Source organism: Sinomicrobium kalidii (assembly GCF_021183825.1).
In the GTDB taxonomy this organism is placed as follows: Bacteria; Bacteroidota; Bacteroidia; order Flavobacteriales; family Flavobacteriaceae; genus Sinomicrobium; species Sinomicrobium kalidii.
Genome location: NZ_CP089211.1, coordinates 2,701,241 through 2,728,013 on the forward strand (window position 1 = coordinate 2,701,241; position 26,773 = coordinate 2,728,013).

Below are 26,773 nucleotides of genomic sequence, written 5' to 3' on the forward strand. Positions count from 1 at the left end.
AGACAAAAGTCAACCCGCCTCATTCCGGACTACGCTTAATGAGGTATTGTAAATATGTCAATAAACCTTGCCATATAGAGTTCATACCATACAAATATCGGAAAATATTTGCGGAGTATGAAATTGAATGGAATAGTATTTAATTTGTAAATGATTAGGGAAGGTTCGGTCTTTGATGCCTGATGCAAACAAAATATTGATAATACCGGGTGTCAGGGATATGTTTTATCGTTTTTTTATATTTTCCGAGCTTAATTTTCCCGAAAAAGTATTTTAAGAAATCTTTTAGCCCCTGAATTATTAAAAAACATACCTTTGCCTTACAAATAAAACAGGCGACGTTTGCGAAAGGTATTGACCATATTATTGAGTGCCTATGTGCTGGTCCTGGCGGTAACCCCCTGTGCGGATACGGCCGAACCCGACCCGCATGGCCTTGCTCTTGTGGAAACACATTCCGATTTGGATAACACAACTGTCGGCCACATGGAATGTACCCCTTTTTGTACCTGCGCCTGTTGCGGGATTGTAATCTCTGTTGAGAATCTCCCGGTTTACCCTGATTTCCGCACCGTCGAAAATTTTACCGATAACTTCCCGCTGCATACTTCTTTCCCGAGGGAATACCATCATTCTGTTTTACAGCCGCCACAATTGGTTTAACATTTTTCAGAGCACCGCATTCTGCTGATCTGCGCGGGATGTTCACTTTTTTATGTTAAACTTAATTGTATCCGTATGATTAATAAAATCATCGGCTTTTCCATTAAGAACAAGATCATTGTGTTTTTAATGGTGATAGCCATTGTGGGCGGCGGATGGTATTCCGTGAAGACCATTAACCTGGATTCCGTCCCCGATATAACCAACAACCAGGTCCAGATCATTACCACAGCCCCTAACCTGGGCACAGAAGACATCGAACAATTTGTAACCTATACGGTAGAACTCGCTGTTTCCAACCTGCCGGGAGTACAGGAAATACGATCGGTATCCCGTTTCGGTTTGTCCGTAGTAACCGTCGTTTTTAAAGACGATATGGGCACCTACCTCCCCAGGCAGCTGGTAAGTGAAAAGCTTTCCGAAATAAAGGAAGATATACCTTCGGGTTTTGGTGAACCTTCCATGGGGCCTATTACCACCGGACTGGGAGAAATATACCAGTATACCATAAAACCGGAGAAAGGGTATGAAAACCAATATTCACCCACCGAACTCCGTACGGTCCAGGACTGGATTGTAAAACGGCAAATGGCCCTTTTGCCGGGAATAGTAGAGGTCAATTCCTTTGGCGGAAATATCAAACAGTACGAAGTGACACTCAACCCGGCCAGACTGAACAGTGCCGGAGTATCCATTCACGAAGTTTACGATGCCCTGGAACAAAACAATGCCAATACCGGGGGCGCCTATATCGAAAAGAACCGCATGGCCAATTTTATAAGAGGAGAAGGACTTATAAAATCCCTTGACGATATAAGGAATATTGTAATAAAAACCGTAGACGGACAACCTGTTCTTATAGGTTCGGTAGCCGAAAATATCCGTTTCGGCAGCCAGGTGCGTTACGGAGCAGTGACCCGCGACGGACAGGGAGAAGCTGTAGGAGGGATGGTATTATTGCTTAAAGGCGAAAACTCGAATAAAGTTATTCAAAATGTAAAAGAACGGGTAGCCGAAATAGAAAAATCCCTTCCCGAAGGACTCACCATAGCGCCTTTTATAGACCGCAGTGACCTTATACAGCGAACGACCGACACGGTAACCAAAAACCTCGTGGAAGGGGCGCTTATTGTCATTTTTGTCCTGGTCCTGCTGCTGGGCAGTTTCCGCGGGGGCTTGCTGGTAGCTTCGGTGATCCCGTTATCCCTTTTTGTGGCTCTTATACTGATGAAAGTCTTCGGGGTCTGGGCTAACCTGATGTCACTCGGGGCCATTGACTTCGGGATTATTGTGGACGGAGCCGTAATTATTGTGGAAGGTGCCGTCCATTTCACAGAAAAAAAACTGAGAGGCAGGACACAGTCGCTTTCCGGACGGGAAATGGACGATATCGCTTATGATTCCGGGAGCAAGATGATGAATTCCGCTTTCTTCGGACAATTGATCATCCTTATCGTATTTACGCCTATTTTGTTCCTTACCGGGGTGGAAGGAAAGATGTTCCAGCCCATGGCATACACCTTTGGTTTTGCCATGATCGGGGCCATTGTATTGTGTCTTACCTACGTGCCGGCAATGTCCGCATTGCTCCTCAAACCTTCGGGTAAAAAAACACGTTTTTCCCGGTTTGAGCAGTTTATCAAAAATGTAGGCGACCGGATTATAGGGTACTGCCAAAACTGCTATCGTCCGGTATTGATGAGGGCCTTGCGGATGAAATATGCTGTGGTCATTTCCTCCGTGGTACTTCTCGGCCTTTCCCTGTTTGTCTTCAGCCGGATGGGAGGTGAGTTCCTGCCCGAGCTGGACGAAGGTGATATGGCCATGCAGGTCTTACTTCGCCCGGGGAGTTCGCTTTCCGAAAGCATGGCCACCACGACCAGGGTGGAGAAAATAGTGACCGGATTTCCCGAAGTGAAGACAATGGTCTCCCGTATAGGCGTTGCCGATATCCCGACAGACCCGATGCCGATGGATATAGCCGATTGTATCATTACCCTGGAGAAGGACAAATCCAAATGGACATCGGCAGAGACCAAGGAAGAACTTATCGGGAAGATCAGGGAGGCCATAGCAGTCATCCCGGGGATAAATACCGTTTTTACACAACCTGTGGAACTGCGGTTCAACGAACTTCTCACCGGTGTACGGGAAGATATCGCCGTAAAACTGTATGGAGAGGACCTCGATGTACTTGCTGAAAAAGCAGCACAAATGGCGCAGATAATCCGTGGTGTCGACGGTGTGGGCGATGTGCGCCCGGAAGCCACGTCCGGCCTGCCGCAAATGACGGTGACTTACAACAGGCAGAAGATGGCCAAATACGGACTTACGATCGAAAAGCTGAATACCTATATCAGCACTGCATTTGCCGGCCGTTCGGCAGGAGTGGTATTTGAAGGGGAGAAACGATTTGACCTTGTTGTCCGGTTTGACGAACAGTTCAGGAAAGATATCGGTAACCTGAGAAACCTGTTTGCAGACCTGCCCGGGGGCGAGCAGATCCCCATACGGGAAGTGGCCGATATCAATTATAAACCCGGGCCCATGCAGATAAGCCGTGACAATACCTCCCGGAGAATCTCCGTCGGGGTCAATGTAAGAGGCAGGGATGTGCAGTCACTGGTAGAAGAAATCCGGGAAAAACTGGATGCGCAACTGGACCTCCCGCCGGGCTATTTTATAAAATACGGGGGCGCTTTTGAGAACCTGCAAAGGGCCAAAGACAGACTGGGGATTGTTGTACCCATTGCCCTGGCCATGATCTTTGTACTGCTTTATTTTGCCCTGAGATCACTGTCACAGACCGTAATGATCTATATGGCCGTTCCTCTTGCGGCAATCGGAGGTGTTTTGTCGCTCTGGATACGCGGGATGCCTTTCAGTATATCTGCCGGTGTGGGGTTTATTGTGCTCTTCGGGGTGGCCGTGCTTAACGGACTGGTGCTTATCAGTCGGTTTAACAGCCTGAAAGAAGAAGGTGTTACCGATATAAGGGAACGTATTTTCAAGGGGACAAAAGAACGGCTGCGCCCCATTATCCTTACGGCGTTGACCGATGTTCTGGGATTCCTTCCGATGGCTGTTTCCTCATCGGCAGGTGCAGAAGTGCAGCGCCCCCTGGCTACAGTGGTGATAGGCGGACTGGTAACCGCTACCCTGCTTACCCTCATTGTCATACCCATTCTTTACTTCATCATGGAAAACAGAAAATCAAAAAAACAGGAAATTAAAATGAGAACAGGAAACATCCTCCCCGGAATAGGGCTGTTGCTTTTGCTTTTCCTTCCCGGAACCATAAAAGCACAGCAATCGCCAGGAGTTATTTCGCTGGAAAATGCCGTGTCCAGGGCACTGGAAAAGTTTCCCGGTGTAAAACAGGCCGAATTATCTGTCAAACAACAGCAGGTTCTTAAGGCTACTGCGTTTGATCCGGGATTGACGAACATCAGTACCGGCGGTGAAGAGTACGGAAGTACAGATAAAGTGAGAAATACTCTGACCATCGGGCAAAGCAATATTGATATTTTCGGCACTATGGCAAAGTCGTCACTCAACAAGGCCCGTATTGCGGAAGAGACCGAACGTCTCGGTGTTACCCGGTTAAATATTGCTGTCAAAGTGTACGACGCATACTACAGTGCGGTAAATGCGCGGGAAAAACGAAGGCTCGCCGTACAGCTGGACAGTATTTACAGTGATTTTCTGAGAGCAGCAAAACTTCGGTATGAAACGGGAGCAACCACAAAACTGGAACTCCTTGCTGCCGAAGGGCAGTACGGGGCGATTACCGCAAGAAGGATTGAGGCAGAAAACAACTATAAAAAAAGCCTGAACAGACTTAACCGGTGGATGCTCATGGAAACGCCTTTTGAGGTGGAAAATGCCGGTGCCTTGCTTGTTGAACAAGAGCAGCTAACAAGTTCACTGGAGGAGAAGGTGGAAAAGCACCCTGCAATACAGCTCGCCCAACTGGAAACGGAAACCCGGAAATCGGCCTGGCGTGTGGAAAAGGCGGGCTTTCTGCCCAAGCTTAACGCCTCTTACGGATGGCAGGAAATTGCCGGGCAAAGCGGATTTTATTCCTGGAACCTGGGAATATCCGTCCCCCTGTTTTTCCAGAACCGCGGAGCAAAGACCAAAGCAGCGAAGATACAGGTGGAGATGGCCCGGGAACAAATGGCACAACAACAGGTAACCCTGCAAACACAGGTAAGTACACTGCGGAATGATTATGACAGGTTGAGTGCCACTGTAAAGTTGTACAGGGAAAAATTATTACCGCTGGCCCTGGAGCAGATTGCAGCGGCCAATTTAAGTTACCGGGAAGGAGCGATCGATTACATATCGTTTATTCAGAACCTTAACAATGCCAAGGACATACAGAACACCTACCTGGAGAAGTTACAGGAATACAATACAACCGTAATCCGGTTAAAATACCTGTTGGAACCCGATACGATTATCAATAAATAATAAACCCGTGCAGAAATACGCGGTCGTGTGTCTCCGCGGGAAAGGGGAAGTATTTGAAGTAAGAAAAAAAGAAAATAAAAGATAAATCCGATGAAAAAAATAATCCGAACACTAATCTTTGTCGCAATGTGCATCTATGTTGTGGGGTGCGGCAAAAGTGCAGCTACGAAAAAAGTATCCGGTAAACAGGAGGAAGTAACTCCGGAAGCAAAGACAGAAGAAAAACACTCCGGTGAAAATGAGGTAATGCTCAGTAGACAACAGCGGGAAGGCATAAACCTGAAACTTGGCGGTTTTTCCCGGATCAATCTGGACGGAACCATAAAAGTGACCGGTGAACTTGAACTCTATCCGGAAGATGAGGCTACCGTAGGGTCTTTTATGGAGGGAAATATAAGCCGGGTGTTTGTAAAACCGGGGCAAAAAGTGAAGAAGGGCCAATTACTGGCGGCTATCGAAGACCCGGGCTTTATTGATTTACAAGCTGAATTAAGAGCGTTGCACAGTGAGTTTGAGTACCTGGAACAGGAATTTGACCGCCAGAAAAAACTGTATGAGAACAAAGTGGCTTCCGGGAAAAATTACCAAAGGGTGACTTCCGATTATAAATCGGTAAGGGCCAGGCTGGAAAGTACGAAAGCCAAACTGCGATTGCTCAGGGTAAATCCCGATGCCATCATAAGCGGAAAAACCTACGGGGTGCTCCCCGTAATCGCCCCCATAAACGGCTATATCCGTGAAATAGGAATTACCATAGGGCAGCGCATAACCACGGGAAGCCGGTTATTCCGGATCATAAACAAGGAAAATATCCATGCAGACCTCCTGGTCTACGAAAAGGATCTGGACAAAATCAGGGAAGGGCAGTCGGTTACCCTGTATATTGCCAATAACCGGGACAAACCTGTGAAAGGGACCATTACGGAGATCGGCAGGAGTTATGAAAACAATATCAGGGCGGTGCGCATGCATGCCGGTCTGGACGGAAACAAAGCACCTTTTGTTCCCGGGATGTTTGTAGAAGGCCTGATAGCCGTGGAGAACCTGAAGACTACCGCCTTGCCCGAAACAGCAGTTGTTGAAGACGAAGGAAAATCCTATATTTTTATTAAACAGGAAAGCGGGGCAGATACGGCCACACACCTGAATGACCACACAACTCATGAAAAAGAGGATGCTTCACGGGAACACTGGATTTTTGCCAGGAAGGAAGTCATGACCGGGGGAACCGCCGACGGATGGATTGAAGTAAAACTCCTGGAGAAACTACCGGAAAGTGCCGAAGTGGTTACGGAAGGTGCGTATTACCTGCTGGCTGAAATGAAAAAAGGAGAAACAACGCATTCGCACTGATCTCCCGAATAGGTCGGGTTCCGGTAAATACGGATTTTGAATAAAAAAAGTGGCTGGTGCATTAGATCTGCACCGGCCATTTCTTCTTTAACGGTGTGTTGCCAATATTGATTTCTTTGGCGGAGATCACGATTTCAGTGGTCATGGGCTCATCGCCGACGGCCCTGAATTTTTCATGAAAACGGATACAATATCCTTTTTTGAAGGAAGTGGACCGCATACGGCTCATCCCGTCCCTTTTAAAAAAAGTAAGTTTTCCGTCCTTGGTATGGGAACTGTTCACGATCCAGTCGGAAAAACTGTCCTTCATATCGGTTTCCAGTACCAGGCGAATTTCACCGCCTCTGGCATTGGTAGAGGGTTTTCCGTTATGGTCGGTCCCCTTTTCTACCCGTATGTCATATTCCAGAACATTGTATGACATGTTATCTGTTTCGAACTTGGCTAAAAAGGACATAGTTTGGTGTGTTGTGTAAATTGGGTTAGGTTAAATCAGAAAGAATGGAACTTGTAATCATCAAATAAAGGGAGCGGAAAGGCTCCCTTTTTTGAGTAATATTTGATTTGATCGCTTATTACAAAATGAATTGAGAAGGGCCTTATACCCATTCGTTGATATGTTCGCCACCACCGCTGGATATTATTCTACAGGAAATGGTAAAGGTCTCTGTCAGGGGATTGTCACCGCTGTGATCGAAGTTTTCCTTGTATTTCACCAGGTAACCCTCGGTAAAGTTCACTTCGCGAAGTTTGGCGTCGGTGTCACGCTTAATGTAGGTGATCACACCGTTCTTGCGTTCGAAGTTATTGGTCATCCACTCAAAGAAGAAAGAATCTCCGGTGGATTCTACGGTAAGGTTGATACGCCCTCCGCGGGTTACTGAAGAAGGCCGTCCTGTGGCATCTACTTCCTGTGCCAGGTCGTAATTAGCGTTAAGAATATTTACTTTTTTTCCGCCTACGCTTAACGTTGCTTTAAATGACATAATACTAAGAATTTAAAAAATTAAGGTTAATAAATAAAAAATACCAAATCAAATATTGAGCTATAAAAACAGGTAGCAAGATATTAAATGTGCATATATTATCCAAGACCCGATGTTAAGAAAGTGTTGTTTTTCTGTGTGTATAAGTAAGAAATATATATGTGAAAAGTAGCTTCATTAGGATGGAAGTGTTGAAGTATTACGGTGCTGTTGGCTTCACGAGATATATGTAAACCGGAAAGTGATCGCTGTATCCCCCCGAATATTGCCCGCGGGAATAACTTCTCAGGGGATAGCCCCTGTAAGGACCCGAAGCCGTGATGAGGTAACGCTTGTTAAAGATACCGGTTTTCCAGTAACGGTATGACGACTTGTTTTCTTTCAGTAGTTCGGCGGTAAAGAAAATCTGGTCGAACAGATGCCACCGGTCCCTGTGTGCAAGTGTACCGAACCCTTCTCTGGACAACGCTTCCATGGGGTTGTAAAGTTCGCCTGTTTTCAGCTTTGTCTTTCCGCTTTTTGTTTTTAATATCTTTTTCAGGCTCGGGTCTGAAGGATCATCATTAAGGTCGCCCATACTGATGATTTTGGCCTGCGGGTCTGACAATAACAGGGAATCTATGATCTTTTTGTTGAGCTGTGCTGCGGCCATCCGGTTCGGCTTGCTCTTGTTCTCCCCGCCGTAGCGTGAAGGCCAGTGGTTCACTATAATATGCAGCGGTTCCCCGTCCAGGATGCCCGTAACCAGTAATTGGTCCCTGGTATAGCGCCTGTTGCCCTCCTCATCCTCTATTTTCAACGGAATATTTTTAAAGTGTATGGGCGTAAAAGTCTTTTTCCTGTACAACATGGCAACATCAATGCCCCTGTGATCGGGAGAATTGACATGTACAATACCGTAATCGTAGTTTCTCAGTGCTTTATTACGGATGAGATCCCGGAGGACCATACCGTTCTCTACTTCGGCCAGGCCTACAATATCGGGAGCCGTCCCTGTAACATCGGCGCCGATTTCCGAGATCACCCGGGACAGTTTAGCTATCTTATCCATATAGCGTTCGGAAGTCCATTTATAATTTCCGGAGGGTGTTCTTTCCTCATCGGCGGGGGAATTGCTGATCGTATCGAAAAGATTTTCCGTATTGTAGAAAGCCACGGTTTTAACCGTGTATTTCTTTTGAGCCTTCACAGGGGCGGGAAGAAGATACGTTGAGAGAAAAAGAAGAGATAAATATTTTGTCATCGGTTCATGTTGTTGTTGGAAATCGGAAGAAATATAGGAAAGTATCTCTGATGATAAAAAGAGCATAAGGAACTCAAAATGTGTGAGTAGCACTGTTTTTAGGGGCTCCCCGGGATTATAGAAAAATTTTATCGGGATAATTGGGACCTTTTAAGTTTTGGAGTGTAAAAATGAATAACGGGTGTTTTTCAAATACCTTGTTTCAGCGTATTTGTTCCACGTAAAATCGTTTTGTACATGAAACAAAGACTACTCCTGTTTTTTCTTATACCCTATATACAATACGGCGTTGCCCAAACCCTCCCTCGGGTGACAGGCAAGGTTGTGGATTTTAGAACCCGGGCCCCGCTGAAGGGCGTCAATATCCGGATTGAAGGGACCGCAATAAGGCAGCGTAGCGGAACCGACGGTAAATTCGCCCTCAGCGGGCTACCCCCGGGAAATGTGTATTTGCATATAGATGCTGACGGATACCTGTCCAGGACCTTTCCATTGATCGTAAAGGACAGCACGGCTCTGGAGGTAGGCGTTATTGCCCTTGAGCAGGATATTGCCCGGGACCTTTCGGAGAATATCGTGACCCTGACAGAGAATGATCTTGCCGATGACGAAAGCGGAGCAGATGTTGCTTCCGGAATATTACAGGCTACAAAAGACGTTTATCTGCGAAGAGCGGCTTTCGATTTTAGCCAGGCCTTTTTTAAGGTCCGGGGCTATGATTCAAGGGAAGGTGTGCTGATGATCAATGGTATTCCTGTGAACAAAATGTTTAACGGCAGGCCGCAGTGGAACAACTGGGGCGGGCTGAACGATATAACGCGAAACCAGGAACTGTCTTTCGGGCTGGCCGCCTCTCCCTACCACTTTGGCGGAGTGCTGGGAAGTACGAACATCAGTATGCGGGCTTCGGAATACAGGCCCGGACTCCGGGTATCGGCTTCTGCCTCTAACAGGTTTTACAACGGCAGATTGATGACTACATATAATTCCGGATTAAGGGAAAACGGACTGGCCTTCAGCGTTTCCGCTTCCAGACGATGGGCAAAGGAAGCTTATATGAACGGAACCCTTTACGATGCCTGGTCTGTTTTCGGAGCGGTGGAATATAAGTTTAACGATAAAAACGGTATACAGCTTATGGGAATGTTCACCCCGAACCGCCGGGGGAGTTCAGCAGCAATAACAGAAGAGGTGTTTGACCTTGCGGGGCGAACGTATAATCCCTATTGGGGAGAACAGGACGGAAAGCTCAGGAATTCGAAGGAACGGCGTATAGAAGAGCCCATGGCCGTGTTGTCTTATTTTTATGAAGGAAGCAAATTTCGTTTTTCTGCGGGGGCGGCTTGGCAGTCGGGGAAATACAGCAGGAGCAGGCTGGGATATTACAATGCCCCGAACCCGAACCCGGTATATTACCGCTATTTGCCGGGTTTTTATATCAACAGTCCTTCCGGGGCCAATTTTGAGAATGCCGGTCTGGCGCGGGAAGGTTTCAGGAAAAATCCGCAAATAGACTGGAATAATCTCTATCGTGCCAACACGAATCCGGAACGGGAAGGAAAAAGTGCCTATGTTCTTTATGACGATACCGCCCGGGATACGCGGCTTATATTCAATGCCACGGCCAACATACGCCTCGGAAATACGGTTACCGTTGATGCAGGAGGTTTTTACCGGACACTTGTTTCGGACAACTATGCGAAAATCAGGGACCTCCTGGGCGGGGATTATCACGAAGATACAGACCCGTTTACCGATACAAGGAACGACCGGAACAGCGAACCTGAAAAGCACAAAGGGGATAAGTTCAATTACGATTACACCATAGATGCCGACCAGGCAAAGGGTTTTATACAGATAAAAGCCGAACGTAAAAAATGGGAGGCCTTTCTTGCGGGGCATTTCGGGTTCACTGCTTATCAGCGGGAAGGCCATTTTCTGAATGAGCGTTTTCAGGAGAATTCAACGGGAAAGAGTACGGCGCTCAGGTTTTCCGATTACGGTGTAAAAGGGGGGATGAGATATCGCCTTACAGGGAGGCATATTATTTACGTAAACGGCGGGTATATTTCAAGGCCCCCTACATTACAAAATTCCTTCGTAAACCCGCGGGAGAATAACGAAACCGTTAAGGATATCACATCGGAAACGGTCCTTACGGGGGAAGCCTCCTATCTTTTGCGGTTGCCTGACCTGAAAGTAAAACTTAGCGGATATTACACACAGTTCAGGGATGTTACCGATGTGAATTTTTTCTATGTGGATGCCGGGATGGGAAGTGATTTTGTCCAGGAAACGGTGACGGGAATTAAAAAATTACACATGGGCGGGGAACTGGGAATGTCTTACCAGGCTTCCCCGCAGGTAAAACTGACCGCCGTGGCGGCCTATGGAAAGTTCACCTATGCAGACAATGCCGATGTGGCGATCAACTTTGATACGGCCGGAAGAGAAGAAGACCTTATAAACCCTGATGGTTTTCTGGATCTGGGAGAAGCTTCGATAAAAGATTACAGACTGGCTACCGGTCCGCAACAGGCCTATTCCGTAGGAGTAGAATACAGGGACCCCGACTATTGGTGGGTAGGGGTTACGGCCAATCGCCTCGCGGAAAATTACGTGGATATCTCTACCATTACACGGACAGACAGTTTTTATATTGACCCCGAAACGGGAGAAACTTTTCCCGGGGCGACGGAAGAAGCCGTAGCCACTTTACTGGAACAGCAAAAACTGGACGACTTTTACTTGCTAAACCTTACCGGAGGTAAATCATGGCTTACAGACGGCACATATATCGGTGTCTTTCTCAGCGTGAACAATGTCTTCGACCAGGTGTACAGAACAGGAGGTTATGAACAAAGCCGTAACGGTAATTTCGGACAACTGTCTTCCGATATGATCGGTGGTACACCTTCCTTCGGGCCTAAATACTGGTATGGCTTCGGACGGACCTATTTTTTAAACATTGCTGTCAGTTTTTAAGATGAAAAAGCGTTGTAAATATAAAGGAATGCCCATTGTTCTTTCCGTATTCCTGTGGGGATGCGTAAACAGTATCTATGATGCCCCGGAAACTACCTGTACGGAAGACGGGTTAAAGGCCAATGCCACTTTTTCCGAAATAAAACAGCTATATAAGGGGGAGGTCATCCGTATAAAAAAAGACCTTGTAGTGGAAGGTTATGTGATCTCCAGTGACAAGGCGGGTAATTTTTACGGAACACTGCATCTCCAGGATCGTCCGGAGCATCCCGAGGATGGATTCCAGATCGATGTGGATGTGAGGGACTATCACCTGTTTTATCCTGTAGGGAAGAAAATACTGATCCGGCTGAAAGGACTTTATCTGGGAAAATCAGGGGGAGCCATTAAGGCCGGCGGAGTGTTTACCTATGGCGGGAGTGCTCCTTCTGTGGGAAGGCTCCCGGCTTCACAGGTAAATGAGCATATTTTTGTATCCTGTGATCCGCCGGAGGAGATCGTCCCGGAAGTAGCTACCCCGGAAGCACTGAATGATACGATGGTAAATACACTGGTACGACTCAACGGGATGGAAGTTGCTCCGGAACATATCTGCCAGCCCTATGCCATAGCCGAAGAAAGCGGAACCGACAGGATATTGAGGAATTGTGAAGATCAGGAGATAATACTGCAAAATAGCGGTTATGCCGATTTTCAATCCCGAATATTGCCTGAAGGAAACGGGACCGTCACGGGTGTGCTGGGTAAATCTGATGACAACTACCAGCTGACTATCCGGGATACAAGTGATTTGAAACTGGCAGATGAGCGATGTGGAGGGCTTGTTTATTCGTGCGATTCGACGGGAGCAAATGTAACAGTGGCCTACATAAGAAAAATGTATAAGGGAAGAACCCTGGATGTTCCCGGAAATATGAAGATCAGGGCTACGGTAATATCCGACAGAAGTTATAAAAATATCGATGCTTTTTCTGCTGTGGTACAGGACAGTACAGCGGGAATTATTTGTGAGTTTACTTCGACACACCAACTGAACATTGGAGATAAAGTGGAGCTCTCCCTTTTAAATACGGTCCTTGAAGAGAAAAACGGTCTTCTGTACGTAGGGAATATTTCGCCTGAAAATGTGATATCCTCTGAATCAGGTCCCCGTCCGGAGCCGGAAAAAATATTACTTTCCGGAGACCTTGCCGCTTATGAAAATGAATTGGTCAGGATAGAGGGAGTACAATTTGAAATCCCCGGGTTGACTTATTCGGGCACTCGAATACTTACGGATTGCAGAGAAACATTAAAATTATTCACCCGGGAAAAAGCGGTCTTTGCCGGTGAAACGGTGAGCAGCAAACAGGGAAATATAACCGGTATCGTATTCAAAAATGATGATGAGTACCGGTTGCGGATAAGGAATCCGAACGATGTCCGTTTTACGGAAGCCTATGAAGACTGCCTTGGCGGAACCAACCTGATGATCACTGAATATGTGGAGGGGTCAGGCTATAACAAGTATATGGAGGTGTATAATGCTGCCGATGTTGATATTGATTTGTCCGGTTATATGCTGGTACGGGATTATAATGGTGACGGAGATTTCGAAAGGTATGTGATGGAACTGTCCGGGCACATCGCTTCCGGGGAAATAGCGGTGTATGCCAACCCGAGGGCAGAAATATTCCAGGGGGAGATCAGGGATACGCATGGTAACGCTATTGGCTATAACGGCGATGACCAGGTAGTATTAATGAAAAACGGGATCATCATTGACCATATCGGTATCCCCGGAGAGAACTGGGGAGCAGACAAGACCCTGCGGAGAAAAACTGATATCGCCAGGCCCAGTAGTGCTTATGATGAAAACGAATGGGAAATATATCCGCAGGACGATGTGAGCGGGTTGGGCATAAGATAGAAAAATAGTTTGTGGAGTTCTAAGGAGGAGAAAATCACCGGTTTATTGGATAAACGAGTAAAAAATCAGTAATTTTATATGTATGAAATGGTATTTTTACCGAAAAGAAGAGAGGCGTGGTCACTGAAGAAAAACTGTTTAAAAATATTCCGAGTGAAATAGGAGCTGCCTGGATGGTCATGTACTTATCTGAACAGCAATTTTCTCCCCTGCATATTAAAATACTGAAATCAAAAATTAATGTGAGTGATGAGGTGTTGTCCAAAATACTCAATATTGCTCCCAAAACCTTTATGAACTACAGAAAAGATGTATCTAATGTAAGAATGGATGTAAAGGAACATGTGGTGATGCTTTTGTCTTTGGCCAAACATGGTGTTGAGGTTTTCGGGAGTTCCGCAGACTTTAACAGCTGGCTTGAAATGCCGAATGTGTTTTTGGCGCATAAAAAACCCCTTGATTTTTTAAACACAATAAATGGTATAAGGCTTATAGGAGATCGGCTCACTGCACTGGAATACGGAGATAATGTATAAAACGGGATGGAAGTCTTCAGAATTTCATCAGAAAAGTATGCTTTTTCCCTGCAGGCTTCCGGTGCGGCCAACAGATGGAACAAAGAGAACGAGTATGTTATTTATACGGCCGAGAGCAGGGCTTTGGCCACTTTGGAGTTGGTTGCCCATAGAAATACCTTAATGAAAGGATTGAGGTATAAACTGATGACCATTACACTTCCGGACGATGCGAAGTACTACCGGGAGATAGATGAACTCAAATTTCCGGGAAGATGGAAAAGCATAGCCTGTTATTCACATCTTCAAAAAATGGGAAGTAACTGGTATGCAGAACAGAAATCACTGGTTTTAAAAGTTCCTTCGGTTTTGGTAAGAAAAGAATATAATTATATAATTAATACAAGGCATCCGGATTTTAATGAAGTATTTTTTGAAAATGTAGCGAACTATCATTGGGATGAAAGGTTACTATAGTTTTCTTTCCAAAACAAAAAAATATACATTATGAACCCGAATATAAAAACAGCACTCATACAAACCCCGCTTATCTGGGAAGACCCCGGAGCAAACCGACAGGCATTGCGGAAAAAAATAGACAGCCTGGACAAAAATACCGATCTGGTTGTTCTCCCCGAAATGTTTACCTCCGGGTTTACCATGAAACCCGAACGGGTGGCCGAAACCATGGCGGGAGAAACCCTGAGCTGGATTAAGGAAACAGCCGTGAAAAATAATGTAGCCATTACAGGAAGTGTGGTAATTGCAGAGGACGGGAAATATTATAACCGTTTGCTGTTTACACATCCCGACGGGAAAGTAGAACACTATGATAAAAAACATACGTTTACCCTGGCCGGCGAAAACAAGGTGTATCATACCGGGAAAGAACGCCTTGTGGTGGAATACAAGGGCTGGAAACTCTGCCCCCTGATATGTTATGACCTGCGCTTTCCCGTTTGGGCCAGAAATACCGATGCCTATGATGTGTTACTGTTTGTAGCCAACTGGCCGTTGCCGAGAATAAGCTCCTGGGACATCCTTTTACGGGCAAGGGCCGTGGAAAACCTGTGTTATTGCATAGGCGTAAACCGCATAGGCCGGGATCACAACGGGAATGAATATCCGGGGCACTCCGCTGTTTACGGAGTGTTGGGAGAGCAGCTTGCATTTTCGGAAAAAGAAGAAATCATTTATACTACGCTGGAGCGGGACAAAATCACCCATTACCGGAATAAACTTCAGTTCCTGGAAGACAGGGATGAATTTATACTGAAATAAGGAAAAAGCAGCCTATTCCTCACCATTCGGAATACTGTCCTTCGGAGCAGTTTCGGGAGCAGGAGGTGTGGGGTCGCGTAATATGAATTCCTGTTCCATGTCCCAATTGGCCTTGATGTCAAGCACATCCGGAAAATGGCTCACCCTTTCCGGCTGGATCTTGTCCAGGTAACTCCCGGTATCCCATTTCCCGTTACCATTATCGTCATAAATGACCCGCAGGAGATATTTCCCCGGATTGAGGGTGTTAAAATCGTAATATTCCTGTGCTTCACCAGCATAAACCGTATGCTTCACTTCCCCTTTTTCGGTAGTCAGTTGAATAATTATCGGGAACGATTCCACATTACGGAGGGTGACCCTGAGATTGCCGTAATCGGCCAGGCTTTTGGTGTTCAGTGCATAGCTGAGGGTGTCGTTGTGTTCTCCGAACATGTCTTTAATAGCATCGGGAAGCAGGGTTACCTGGTATTTTTGATTGGGGAGGACTTCCCAGTTCAGACGAACCAGATTTTTCTTTTGGTCGATTTCCGGGGTAAAGTCCACAGGAAGGGAATCTTTGTCCAGTACCGATATTCTTTCCTTGGTTACCCCGGTTATGGGGGTATTGGAGCCTATGGAGAACGGCTCCCCGGACGATAAGCCTCCTTTTTGTGGTGTCGAAAGCGTTAGCGTATCATTGTAAAGTTCCTTGATCCTTACCGTAAAAGTGTCCCGGACCTTGACCACCGGATTCGTTATTTTGAAAACCAGGGAATCTGCCTGTATTCCGGTAAACCAGTAATGCAGGGTGTCTTTTTCCTTGTCTTCAATGATCCGGTATTTGTAATCCGGCGGAGGTGTGGGATGGAGCAAATCTATATTTATACTGTCCCCGTTGCCTTCATAGCCGAAAATGATCCTGTTCCTGGCTGCAAGTACCGGGCGCGCCGTACGGTAATACGATTTGTCTTTAAACAGGTTGAGGCGGTAAACCGAATCGGTGGGGACTTCTATGAAATCACTTATGAATGCTATTTTATCGGTCTTTGGAGCATAAGTATTTGTTCCCGAATTGTCTTTCAGCCCGATAAGCATGTACTTACCTGCCTTGATGTTGGATACCTGAAAAGTGCTGGAACTGTCCAGCGTATTCGTAATATAAGTGGGGAGTTCCTTATAAACAATGGAATCGGTATAGGTAGAATCAATTCTGTAGAGCAATACGGAAACAAAATCATCCGGTTTTTTCCGGATGGCATCCGTTACATAGCCGTTTACGGTCAGGGAATCTACATAGTCGCCGGTAGAAAATACATATTTGAAAAAAGAATACGGATTTTCTTCGTTGTTGTCCACAATACTCTGTCCGAAGTTAAACACATAGGTGGTATTCTCTTTCAGCGTATCACTGATCTTTATATCTATATACTTGCTGGCATTCCCCTGGGGCATGATCTGGGGGGTGGTTTTCATGGGCGGGGAAACGATGAGTTGTTTCTGAAGGTCCTTGAGTTTTATGAATTCGTCAAAATAGATCCGGATCCTGTCGGCATCAAAGTTAGTACTGGAAGTATCGGGTTCTGCATAAAGCATTTTCGGAGGGGTAACATCCTTTTCACCCCCCGTGGGAGTCCCTCTTCTGGCACAATTCAACAGCGTCAGGAAAAGTAACAAGAACAATCCTGTATTTATAGCCTTTGCTCTCATGCAGATATACGTGTTTACGGTCTGACAAAGTAACGATTATTTTTAATAATTACAGCGTGACGGCCATGGTAGCAATACTTACTTTAACATTTCCGTGTTTTTGAAGTGCCCGGACACAGTGTTCCAGTGTAGCCCCTGTAGTCACTATATCATCTACCAGCAGGATATGACAGGGAGGTAGTTGCAGGTTTTGCTGTGTGTCGAAGCTGCTGTGCGCTTTCCACCGGGCAGGTCGCCCCTTGAAAGTTTGTGTGGGGGTATGGGTTGTTTTCACAAGGATATCATCACGGCAGGCCACCTGCAGGGCATCGGCAATACACCGGGCAAAACCGGAAACCTGGTTGTACCCTCTTTTTCGCTGTTTTTTGGGGTGCAGGGGAACGGGAACTACCATATCAACTTTTTCGAGGAGGCTTTCCCTGAGACAGGTACCGTACCACTTTCCAAGGAACGTGCCGATTTCCTGCCGCCCTTTATATTTCAGGTGGTGGATAAGTTGCCTTACAATCCCCTTTTTCCGGAAGATGAGAAATGCGGCGGCAAATTCAACCTTCACCCTTCCGTAAAATATTTTTTCCACCGGATTTCCGCGGGTGACATGATAATCCGTTACCGGAAGCTGGTGCCTGCATGCAGTACAGAGGGTGTTTTCATTGGGAGACAAACAGGCGGTACACCCCGGACATGTTTCGGGAAACAGCAAATTGTATATATCGCTGAGAATGCGAACGGGCAGTGCCAAAATTCAGGATTTTATTGTTCAAATGTAAGGATTATAAAGAAAAGATACACAGTTACAAAGCACGGTACGGGGCATCGGATAAAATATTTCCGGATCATTACGGGTTGTAACAAAAAATAATGGAAAAACGGTCTTTTTTTCCGGTAGAATACCTTATTTTTCGCAGCTAAAAATCTATTTTTGCGACATGGCAAATCAAGACGAGCATTTCAAGAAAGTAATATCACACGCAAAGGAATACGGTTATATATTCCCTTCAAGCGAAATATACGACGGTTTAAGTGCAGTGTATGACTATGCACAGAACGGTGCGGAACTCAAGAAGAACATTCGCGAATACTGGTGGAAGGCCATGGTACAAATGCACGAAAATATTGTGGGGATAGATGCCGCAATATTCATGCATCCCACGACCTGGAAAGCTTCCGGTCACGTTGATGCCTTTAACGATCCGCTTATCGATAACAAGGATTCGAAGAAGCGATACAGGGCAGATGTACTGGTAGAAGATTATGTGGCCAGGATAGAAGCCAAAATAGAGAAGGAAGTGGCCAAGGCGAAAAAACGCTTCGGAGATGCTTTTGATAAGGAGCAGTTCCTGGCTACTAACGGAAGAGTGAAGGATTACCGGGAAAAAGCCGATGCGATCCTCAAACGTCTCGGAAGGTCACTGGAAAACGAAGACCTGGCCGATGTAAAGGCTTTGATCGAGGAACTGGATATTGCAGATCCCGAGACCGGGTCGAAAAACTGGACCGATGTTAAACAGTTTAACCTGATGTTCGGCACCAAACTGGGAGCTTCTGCAGACAGCGCCATGGACCTTTATCTCCGGCCGGAAACCGCACAGGGGATTTTTGTGAATTTCCTCAACGTACAGAAGACCGGAAGAATGAAAATACCTTTCGGGATAGCACAGACCGGAAAAGCATTCCGGAACGAGATCGTGGCACGCCAGTTTATTTTCCGCCAGCGGGAGTTCGAACAAATGGAGATGCAGTTCTTTGTACGGCCCGGAGAGCAAAAGGAATGGTATGAAAAGTGGAAGGAAACGCGATTAAAATGGCACCTTTCCCTGGGAATGGGCGAAGATAATTACCGTTTTCACGACCATGAAAAACTGGCGCATTACGCTGATGCCGCCACAGATATTGAATTCAGGTTCCCCTTCGGGTTCAAGGAGCTGGAAGGCATTCACTCCCGCACCGATTTTGACCTCGGCAAACACGAGGAATACTCCGGTAAGAAGTTACAATATTTTGATCCCGAACTGAACGAGAGCTATGTGCCCTATGTCATAGAAACTTCCATCGGGCTGGACCGTATGTTCCTTGCCGTGTTCTCCAATGCCCTGCAGGATGAAGTACTGGAAAACGGAACTACGAGAACCGTATTAAAGATCCCTGCCGTACTGGCACCTTATAAAGCGGCCGTATTGCCCCTGGTGAAAAAAGACGGCCTTCCGGAGATAGCCCGCAAAATTATTGATGACCTGAAGTGGGACTTTATGGTGAAATATGATGACAAAGACGCTGTGGGCCGGAGATACAGGAGGCAGGATGCCGCAGGAACACCGTTCTGTATTACGGTAGATCACCAGACTTTGGAGGACAATACCGTAACCATCCGTCACCGGGATACCATGGATCAGCAACGGGTGGCCATTGATGATCTTAAAGGAATTATCCTTAAAGAAATAGATATGCGTACCTGGCTGATGCGGATGAACCAGGTCGTAAACAAGGTGTAATTTACCGTAAATTATCCTTACGTAGAGAACAAACTAAAAAAAGCGGAACCGTGGAATTTTAATACTGTTGTTTCCCGGTTCCGCTCTTTTGGCAGTAATAAGTCTGTTTGGTTTATCAGAGTTTCAGATCAGGCCAGCCTTCTCTGTAATTGCGTTTTACGTATTGGTTTGCGGCTTCGAAGTTGGTTACTCTTCTGTTGACACCATCCCATTCCAGGGTTATGCCTCTTCCGGGATAAGTGATCTTTCCATTGACCTCTTTCCTGTAATTGAAACTTCGGATGGCCAGGTTACCCATCAAAATACTTTGTGTAAGCGGGACGGCATATCCGACGAACGGAGAGTCTACTTCCTGTTTTCCGTAACCGGCAATACAGGCGTCTACCCATTGTTTATAGTGACCTTCGGCCTGTCCGGGGATACGTTTATATTTTTGAGGGACATTGACTTCCTCCGTGCGGCTGGTGGGTAACAATTGTGCATCGTCTCCATAAACACCGCACATCATTTTTCCTTTGGTTCCTTCAAAGATCACACCGTTGCCAAGATCATTATGACCACCCATGATTTCGTTGGGACCCAATTCTTCCGGACGTTCGGGCTGAATACCTCCGTCCATCCAGTTCAGTTTGATCTCCTCTCCGTTCTTTCCTTTGTATGTAAAGTGAACAGAAGAAGAAAGCGGGGCACTATCGGGGAAATATCCGGCTTTGAAATTGTCTACATAAGGGGTGCTGACACTGCAGTTCACATCTGTCGGGAAGCCTAACTCCATGACCTTAAATACCGGGCCTACAATATGGCAGGCCATATCTCCGAGTGCTCCGGTACCGTAGTCCCACCATCCTCGCCAGTTAAACGGTACAACCATGTCTTCATATTCCCTGTAAGGTGCTGTTCCTAACCACAGGTCCCAATCCAAACCGGCGGGTACGGGCGGTTTCTGGTTCGGCCATTTTATACCCTGCGGCCATACGGGACGGTCGGTCCAGCAGTTGATCGTGTGTACCTCTCCTATAAGTCCTGCTTCATACCATTCTTTCAGGATACGGATTCCATCATTAGAGGAACCCTGGTCTCCCATTTGGGTAACAACCTTGTATTTCTTTGCGGCTTCACCCAGCATATAAGCCTCGTGAATGTCGTGAGTCAAGGGTTTTTGCACGTAAACGTGTTTTCCCATTTTCATGGCGTTAAATGCAACGATGGCGTGTGTATGGTCGGGAGTACCTACCGAAACGGCATCGAAATGTTTACCTTCCTTGTCGAAAAGCTCCCTCCAGTCCTTGTAGTATTTGGCTTTGGGGAATAACTTCCTGTTCTTTTTGGCCTGGCGATCATCCACATCGCACAGGAATGCTATTTCAGCATTACCTGCTTCCGCAAATTTCCGGATGTCGTCGCCACCTTTACCCCCGGCGCCAACACCGGCGATCAGTAATTTATCACTTGGGGCAGTAAAGCCGGTACCACCCAAAACGTGCCGGGGGACGATGTAAAAACCGGCGGCGGCAACAGAAGCACTTTTAATAAAGTTTCTCCTGGAATTTGAAGGTTTGGACTGGCTTTTGCCATTCTTTTCATCCATAACTAAAACGTTTTATTATTTGGGTTAAACTTTTTCCAGTTGTTCTTTTGATAACCATAGAATCGGTTTTCGCCTCCTTCGTCTCTCCCTGGTGATCCCTTATTCTGTTTCGGTTTCGCCTCCCGTCAGTATCTTCGCATCGGGAACAGCTTCTCTTTTGTGCAAATTTTATTGATATGGCTTCAATTACCGGCTTAAATTACAAATAGTTTTAATTTTATCATTAATCTTCGGGGAAAATTAACGTTTAAAGAATAAATCCTTGAGAAACGGGAAATATTATTACAGCTCCGAAAAATAGATTTTAAATCGGCTCCTGTTGATAATCCTTTCTGGTTTTAACATTTTCAGGCTTTTCGATTTTGTAACTTTAAAGAATGGGAGAGGAGACCTATATAAAAGGAAGGGGGGCACAGGTGAATGTGCGTAACAAGTTCCTGGAAATGTCGCACGAAATGCGGGACGACTTCCTGGAATATTGCCAGCTGGAAGGTGATGAGGCCGATAACAACAAAACACAATACCTGCAGGTGTTCCCCAAAACCATAATCAATAAAGTGAATAGTCCGGATGTGGGCATGGGATATTCCATGAACCCCTATCAGGGTTGTGAGCACGGTTGTATTTATTGTTATGCACGTAACAGTCACGAATACTGGGGGTACAGTGCCGGGCTCGATTTCGAAAGGCGTATCCTGGTGAAGAAGAATGCCCCTCAACTGCTCGAAGAAAAACTGAAAAACAAGAACTGGAAGGCACATACCGTAGTGTTGTCCGGCAATACCGACTGTTACCAGCCTGCGGAACAGCGCTTTTTTATTACCAGGGAGTGCCTGAAAGTATTTTTAAAATACAAACATCCGGTGGGGATTATCACCAAGAATGCCCTGGTGACCCGTGACCTTGATATCCTGTCGGAACTGGCGCAGGATAACCTTGTGGCGGTCAATATTTCGGTAACCTCGCTATCTGAAGAAACCAGGAGGATAGTGGAACCACGTACGGCAAGCATAAAGAAGCGTCTGGATACGGTAAGAAAGTTATCGGAAAACGGAATCCCCGTAAACGTGATGATCGCACCTGTTATTCCTTCGATAAACAGTCATGAGATACTTCCTCTGGCAAAGGCCGCTTCAGACCATGGAGCAGTTTCCATAGCACATACGATTGTAAGGCTCAACGGAGCTATCGGGCAACTGTTTTCAGACTGGATTCGAAAGGCCATGCCGGACCGGGCCGAAAAAGTGTTGCACCAGATCGAAGATTGCCACGGCGGCAGTCTTAACGACAGCCGTTACGGTAAGCGGATGACCGGCGAGGGCAGAATAGCCGAACAGATACATACCATGTTCCGGATTGCAAGGCAAAAATACTTTGCTGACAAGTCTTATCCGCATCTCAACACCTCATTGCACGAAAGTTATAAGGACGGGCAATTAAAATTGTTCTAAATCTCATTTGCAGTCCACTTTTTGGGCCGTCAGGACAAATTCGCCGTGTTTTCCCTGATTTGTAGTGATTTTGGCCTGTTCTTCGGTCATTTTTATCAGAATGTCCTGGGTTTCTGTCATGCCCTCCTGGGTGAAGGTGTATTTTCCCCTGACCTGATTGTCGGCAAGCGTGCCTTTCAGAGTTCCGCTTCTTCCGTCTTTTTCCGCGGGGAACCATTTGAATATTCCGGTAACTTGTTTGCCGGTGACTTCTAATGTCAATATAGTGGAGTCGCGGATAACCCTGTCTCCCCGCTGAAGATCTTTTCCGGTAGTTAAGAAGCACAGCTTGGTTGTGGCCGGGGGTTGGGATGTTTGCCTTTCATTTTCACTTTGAACATTTTCTTCCTTCTGTGTTTTTTCAGCAGTATTTTTACAGGCTAAAAACAGGCATACGGCAACAAAAGCAGGGATGAATAGCTTTTTCATCTGTCAAGGATTTGGTTAAACGTTTCATTAAAGATAACGAAAATTTATCGTGTTCCTTCCCATTCGCCGTAAAACTGCTCCAGAAAATTTTCCATGTAACGGTGTCGGTCTTCTGCTATTTTTCGTCCGGTCTGGGTGTTCATTTTGTCTTTCAGGAGCAGGAGTTTTTCATAAAAATGATTGATTGTCGGAGCCTTGTTGTTTTTGTATTCTTCTTTCGTTCTGTATTTCCTGGGAGGAATATCCGGATTGTAGAGTTCCCTGTTTTTAAATCCGCCGTAATTGAATGCGCGCGCAATGCCTGTGGCTCCTATGGCGTCGAGTCTGTCGGCATCCTGTACAATATCCAGCTCGCGCGACCGGAAGCTCTTTTCCGTATAACTTCCCTTGAAAGAGATATTTTCGATGATCTTCACTACATGGTCAATGGTTGCCCCGGTTACATTTTCTTTTTCCAGGAATGTCCTGGCTTTTTGCGGTCCCACGCTTTCGTCACCGTTGTGGAATTTACTGTCGGCTATATCATGAAGTAGTGCGCCGAGCTTTACCACAAGCATGTCGGCTTTTTCGTTTTTGGCAATCGCCACGGCATTATTGTATACTCTCTGGACGTGGAACCAGTCGTGGCCGCCCTCGGCATTTTTTAATTGTTGTTTTACAAAATCTGTGGTGCGGGAAATGATGTCCGGATTGTTCATAGGGGTGAAATTAAAAAATCCTTCCGGTTTAATGAAAGGATTTTTTGCGGTTTTTTAATTTCTTTCGAAAGGGTTACCTGGCCAGTGCGGGCTCTACCCATTTAAAGGTATGCGATTCTTCCGGAATTACCAGCCGTTCGGAGACCCTTAACATCCGTGCGGGGAGTTTCATCAGGTAGTCCCGCGCTTTTTCCGCTTCGTCGGTGAGTCCTGTGATCTTGTCTATCTGCCATTTTTCGGTGAGTTTTTGAATAATACCTATATAGTCGTTGGAGGTATATACACCGATACGCTGGGCAGAATCTGAAAAGTGCTCCCAGGCAGCCCCCATCTTGTGGCCCGATTCTCTCAGAAAATGGGCAGGCATGGTAATTTTTTGTTTCATCATGTACTGGAAAGCCAGCATCATCTGGCTGGGGTCCACTTCAAAAATACGTCTTACGAATTCGGTATATGCCTGGTGGTGCCGCATTTCATCTCCGGAAATGATCTTGCACATCTTGGCCAGTCTCTGGTTGCCGTAGTTCCTGGCCAGTTTGGCTACGCGATTGTGTGAAATATAGGTAGCGAGTTCCTGGAAACTGGTATACACGAAATTTTTATACGGATCGGTATCTGTACCGATGTCAAATCCGTCATTGATGAGGTGGTGGGTGGTACGTTCCACTTCTTTCATATTTACCCTTCCGGAGAGGTAAAGGTATTTGTTGAGTACATCGCCGTGGCGGTTTTCCTCACCTGTCCAGTGCCTTACCCATTTGGACCAGCCGTTTCGTTCTATCTGGTCTATACCTTCCACGTCCATCAGCCACGATTCGTAAGTGGGGAGTGCTTCTTCGGTGATTGTGTCTCCTACAAGCACCACCCAGAAATCATAAGGCATTTCCTTGGCAAGTTCGCGTAATTCTTTTACCTCTTCCATGAAATCTTCACTTTCGGAATCGGGCAAAAAATCTGTGGGTTGCCAAATCGTATCAACCGGGATCAGAAATTGATCCACATAAGTTTCAATATCTTTTTCCAGAAGCTGCATTACTTCCAGTCGAACATTCTTTATAGACATAATGCTTTTATATGGTTATTCCTTGTTTTACTGCGTTTTCCGTTCTCTCCATAATTTCTCTAAAAGGAACATTTTGGATGGCAAATGGTTGTTGTATGGTGAAGGTTATTCGGTTACACAAAGTTAGGGGAAAATTACCGTTTTTAACAATTTTCCACGAGTTATTTATGCTTAACGGCACAATATATGCCGATGTTGCATATTTACAGAGGATTTTTAGTCCGTTTTCGGAAAATTTCTTGGGTATGCCGTTTTTGCTTCGTGTCCCTTCGGGGAAGATCACGGCAGACCGCTTGTGTTTCTCTATATATTCCGCCATTTTTTTTATGGTCGGCAGGGCCTGTTTGGGATCTTTTCTGTCAATCAGTACAGAGCCTCCGTGCCTCAGGTTGAAGGAAACGCTCGGGATTCCCCTTCCCAGTTCTTTTTTACTGATGAATTTGGGATGGAACTTACGCATGAACCAGATAATAGGTGGTATGTCGTACATGCTTTGGTGATTGGAAACAATAATAAGCGGAACGCCTTCCGGGACGAGGTGCAGGTTTTCAAATTTATAGGTAGTGCCGAGTATGTTGGTACACCGCACCAGGAAAAGGTTCAGTATGGAAACGCTCCTTTTATGGGCGTTGTAACCGAACAGGTTCAGGCAGACCCATTGTATCCCGTGGAATATGACAAGTGAAAGCCCGAAACAGGTATAGTACAGGGCAGAAAGGGGATAAGAAAGCAATTTTTTCATAATAAGGGTTTAGCAATATGGCCTGTTGCGTATAACAATGGCGCAAATATAACTTACTGAATGTATTAGCCGGTTTTATTTTTGTGTTTTAGTCTTTCTTTAACGATCTTTTCGTCGGCTTTGAGGTGTATGGTTTTTTCCGGAGCTATGGCGTGTTGATGGTCAAAGAAAATCGTTTGCCCGTGGTAGAGGGCTTTGATGAGATAATGATCGCCTTCAAAATAAGAATCCTTTACCTTTACTTTTAAGCGCGACCGCTCCGTTACATGCAGTTCATGGGTGTAAATGAGGACGTTGCGCTCGGGGAGCCCGTTTTTGTCGGGGGCAACAAGCAGGTTTGAGGGAATTTCGTTGACTTCTCCGAAGAGGGAGGCCACATAGCTGCTTTCCGGCAGTTGATAAAGGCGTTCGGGGCGATCTTCCCGGATGATCTTTCCGTCCTTGATCACCAGTGTCTTATCGGCATGCGATAAAGCATCCACACTGTCGTGGGTGGCTATGATACAGGTAATGGCTTTTTTCCGGAGAAAGGCAAAAAGATCTCTGCGAAATTTGCTTTTCCTGAAGCTGTCGATATGGCTGAACGGTTCGTCCAGTAACAGTATTTCGGGTTTCTGGGCCATTGCCCGGGCCAGGGCCACCCGTTGTTGTTGTCCGCCGCTGAGATTTCCGGGTTTGGCATCTGCATATGCGGTGAGTTCAACCATTTCCAGTAATTCCGCAATTCGCCGGTTCTTTTCGTCCGGGTAGAAATTGGACAGGAATTTCCCTACGTTTTCAGCTACTGTGATATAAGGCATAAGGTCGAAATCCTGGGCGAGGTATTTTATGTAGGATTCCCCCGGAACAAGGTTATAGGCCGGGCCCAGTATCTTTTTGTCTTTCCAGCTTATTTCGCCTTTGTCGAGGTCATGAAGGCCATATATGGCCCGGAGAAGGGTGCTTTTCCCGGAGCCACTTTCCCCGATCACGGATAGGATCTGTCCGGGTGCAGCGGTGAAGCTTATGTTGTTCAGTACCGGTGTCTCCGTAAAGCGAAAGGAGATATCTTTAACTTTTAACATTTTCTGATTAAACCTGGTTTTCCGACAAAGATAGCGGCTTTGCCTTAAAAGGGAAATGGGTTGGAATTTTTTGTTGTACTCCCTTTGGCAAAGAAAAAGAAGCTGAC

Annotated in this window: 21 protein-coding genes; 10 read left to right on the top strand and 11 right to left on the bottom strand. The window is 46.1% G+C overall.

The window, feature by feature from the left end:
• Positions 1-378: 378 nt before the first annotated feature.
• The 3 genes from LS482_RS21795 to LS482_RS10785 all read left to right on the top strand — a co-directional run bounded on the left by LS482_RS21795 (position 379) and on the right by LS482_RS10785 (position 6,492).
• Complete coding sequence (locus LS482_RS21795; RefSeq protein WP_367890608.1) at positions 379-663, top strand: hypothetical protein; 285 nt, start codon at positions 379-381, stop codon at positions 661-663.
• 75 nt (positions 664-738) lie between these two features.
• The gene (locus tag LS482_RS10780) at positions 739-5,139 is read left to right on the top strand and encodes a CusA/CzcA family heavy metal efflux RND transporter (RefSeq protein ID WP_233027540.1); all 4,401 of its coding nucleotides are present in this window, start codon (positions 739-741) and stop codon (positions 5,137-5,139) included.
• A gap of 90 nt (positions 5,140-5,229) precedes the next feature.
• Positions 5,230-6,492: an efflux RND transporter periplasmic adaptor subunit gene (locus LS482_RS10785; protein ID WP_233027541.1), complete on the top strand. Its 1,263-nt coding sequence runs from the start codon at positions 5,230-5,232 to the stop codon at positions 6,490-6,492.
• A gap of 61 nt (positions 6,493-6,553) precedes the next feature.
• Here the strand turns inward: LS482_RS10785 and tssD (LS482_RS10790) are convergent, their stop codons facing one another.
• From tssD (LS482_RS10790) to LS482_RS10800, 3 genes are all read right to left on the bottom strand, one after another.
• Complete coding sequence (gene tssD, locus LS482_RS10790) at positions 6,554-6,949, bottom strand: type VI secretion system tube protein TssD (protein WP_302849307.1); 396 nt, start codon at positions 6,947-6,949, stop codon at positions 6,554-6,556.
• Between the two features lie 142 nt (positions 6,950-7,091).
• Entirely contained in the window at positions 7,092-7,478 is a 387-nt protein-coding gene (gene tssD / locus LS482_RS10795) for a type VI secretion system tube protein TssD (RefSeq protein ID WP_233027543.1), read from the bottom strand.
• Positions 7,479-7,677: 199 nt separating this feature from the next.
• Entirely contained in the window at positions 7,678-8,721 is a 1,044-nt protein-coding gene (locus LS482_RS10800) for an endonuclease/exonuclease/phosphatase family protein (RefSeq protein ID WP_233027544.1), read from the bottom strand.
• 237 nt (positions 8,722-8,958) lie between these two features.
• Here LS482_RS10800 and LS482_RS10805 point away from each other — a divergent pair, with 237 nt between their 5' ends.
• The 5 genes from LS482_RS10805 (at position 8,959) to LS482_RS10825 (ending at position 15,411) form a co-directional block, all read left to right on the top strand.
• Positions 8,959-11,706: a TonB-dependent receptor gene (locus LS482_RS10805; RefSeq protein WP_233027545.1), complete on the top strand. Its 2,748-nt coding sequence runs from the start codon at positions 8,959-8,961 to the stop codon at positions 11,704-11,706.
• Between the two features lie 28 nt (positions 11,707-11,734).
• On the top strand, positions 11,735-13,615 hold the full coding sequence (locus tag LS482_RS10810; protein ID WP_233027546.1) for a DUF5689 domain-containing protein: 1,881 nt from the start codon (positions 11,735-11,737) through the stop codon (positions 13,613-13,615).
• Positions 13,616-13,731: 116 nt separating this feature from the next.
• Positions 13,732-14,151: an Xre family toxin-antitoxin system antitoxin gene (locus tag LS482_RS10815; protein ID WP_233027547.1), complete on the top strand. Its 420-nt coding sequence runs from the start codon at positions 13,732-13,734 to the stop codon at positions 14,149-14,151.
• A gap of 6 nt (positions 14,152-14,157) precedes the next feature.
• The gene (locus LS482_RS10820) at positions 14,158-14,607 is read left to right on the top strand and encodes an RES family NAD+ phosphorylase (protein ID WP_233027548.1); all 450 of its coding nucleotides are present in this window, start codon (positions 14,158-14,160) and stop codon (positions 14,605-14,607) included.
• A gap of 30 nt (positions 14,608-14,637) precedes the next feature.
• Positions 14,638-15,411, top strand: coding sequence for an amidohydrolase (locus LS482_RS10825; protein ID WP_233027549.1), 774 nt, complete (start codon positions 14,638-14,640; stop codon positions 15,409-15,411).
• 12 nt (positions 15,412-15,423) lie between these two features.
• Here the strand turns inward: LS482_RS10825 and LS482_RS10830 are convergent, their stop codons facing one another.
• Together LS482_RS10830 and LS482_RS10835 are read right to left on the bottom strand one after the other, a co-directional pair.
• Entirely contained in the window at positions 15,424-17,100 is a 1,677-nt protein-coding gene (locus tag LS482_RS10830; protein ID WP_233027550.1) for an Ig-like domain-containing domain, read from the bottom strand.
• A 49-nt stretch (positions 17,101-17,149) separates the two neighbouring features.
• On the bottom strand, positions 17,150-17,842 hold the full coding sequence (locus tag LS482_RS10835; RefSeq protein ID WP_233027551.1) for a ComF family protein: 693 nt from the start codon (positions 17,840-17,842) through the stop codon (positions 17,150-17,152).
• A 187-nt stretch (positions 17,843-18,029) separates the two neighbouring features.
• On the opposite strand from LS482_RS10835, the gene LS482_RS10840 reads away from it, so the two are divergent.
• On the top strand, positions 18,030-19,592 hold the full coding sequence (locus LS482_RS10840) for a glycine--tRNA ligase (protein WP_233027552.1): 1,563 nt from the start codon (positions 18,030-18,032) through the stop codon (positions 19,590-19,592).
• A 115-nt stretch (positions 19,593-19,707) separates the two neighbouring features.
• On the opposite strand, the gene LS482_RS10845 is transcribed toward LS482_RS10840, so the two are convergent.
• On the bottom strand, positions 19,708-21,180 hold the full coding sequence (locus LS482_RS10845) for a Gfo/Idh/MocA family protein (protein ID WP_233027553.1): 1,473 nt from the start codon (positions 21,178-21,180) through the stop codon (positions 19,708-19,710).
• Between the two features lie 377 nt (positions 21,181-21,557).
• Between LS482_RS10845 and LS482_RS10850 the strand changes: the two genes are divergently transcribed.
• The gene (locus tag LS482_RS10850) at positions 21,558-22,631 is read left to right on the top strand and encodes a PA0069 family radical SAM protein (RefSeq protein ID WP_233027554.1); all 1,074 of its coding nucleotides are present in this window, start codon (positions 21,558-21,560) and stop codon (positions 22,629-22,631) included.
• A gap of 3 nt (positions 22,632-22,634) precedes the next feature.
• Here LS482_RS10850 and LS482_RS10855 read toward each other — a convergent pair whose 3' ends face one another.
• The 5 genes from LS482_RS10855 to LS482_RS10875 all read right to left on the bottom strand — a co-directional run bounded on the left by LS482_RS10855 (position 22,635) and on the right by LS482_RS10875 (position 26,666).
• Entirely contained in the window at positions 22,635-23,099 is a 465-nt protein-coding gene (locus LS482_RS10855) for a hypothetical protein (RefSeq protein ID WP_233027555.1), read from the bottom strand.
• A gap of 44 nt (positions 23,100-23,143) precedes the next feature.
• Positions 23,144-23,797: an HD domain-containing protein gene (locus LS482_RS10860; protein WP_233027556.1), complete on the bottom strand. Its 654-nt coding sequence runs from the start codon at positions 23,795-23,797 to the stop codon at positions 23,144-23,146.
• Positions 23,798-23,870: 73 nt separating this feature from the next.
• On the bottom strand, positions 23,871-24,860 hold the full coding sequence (locus LS482_RS10865) for an acyl-ACP desaturase (protein ID WP_233027557.1): 990 nt from the start codon (positions 24,858-24,860) through the stop codon (positions 23,871-23,873).
• Positions 24,861-24,867: 7 nt separating this feature from the next.
• The gene (locus LS482_RS10870; RefSeq protein WP_233027558.1) at positions 24,868-25,602 is read right to left on the bottom strand and encodes a lysophospholipid acyltransferase family protein; all 735 of its coding nucleotides are present in this window, start codon (positions 25,600-25,602) and stop codon (positions 24,868-24,870) included.
• A 65-nt stretch (positions 25,603-25,667) separates the two neighbouring features.
• Positions 25,668-26,666 (bottom strand): ABC transporter ATP-binding protein, encoded by a 999-nt coding sequence (locus LS482_RS10875; protein ID WP_233027559.1) that lies wholly within the window; start codon positions 26,664-26,666, stop codon positions 25,668-25,670.
• Positions 26,667-26,773: the final 107 nt, after the last annotated feature.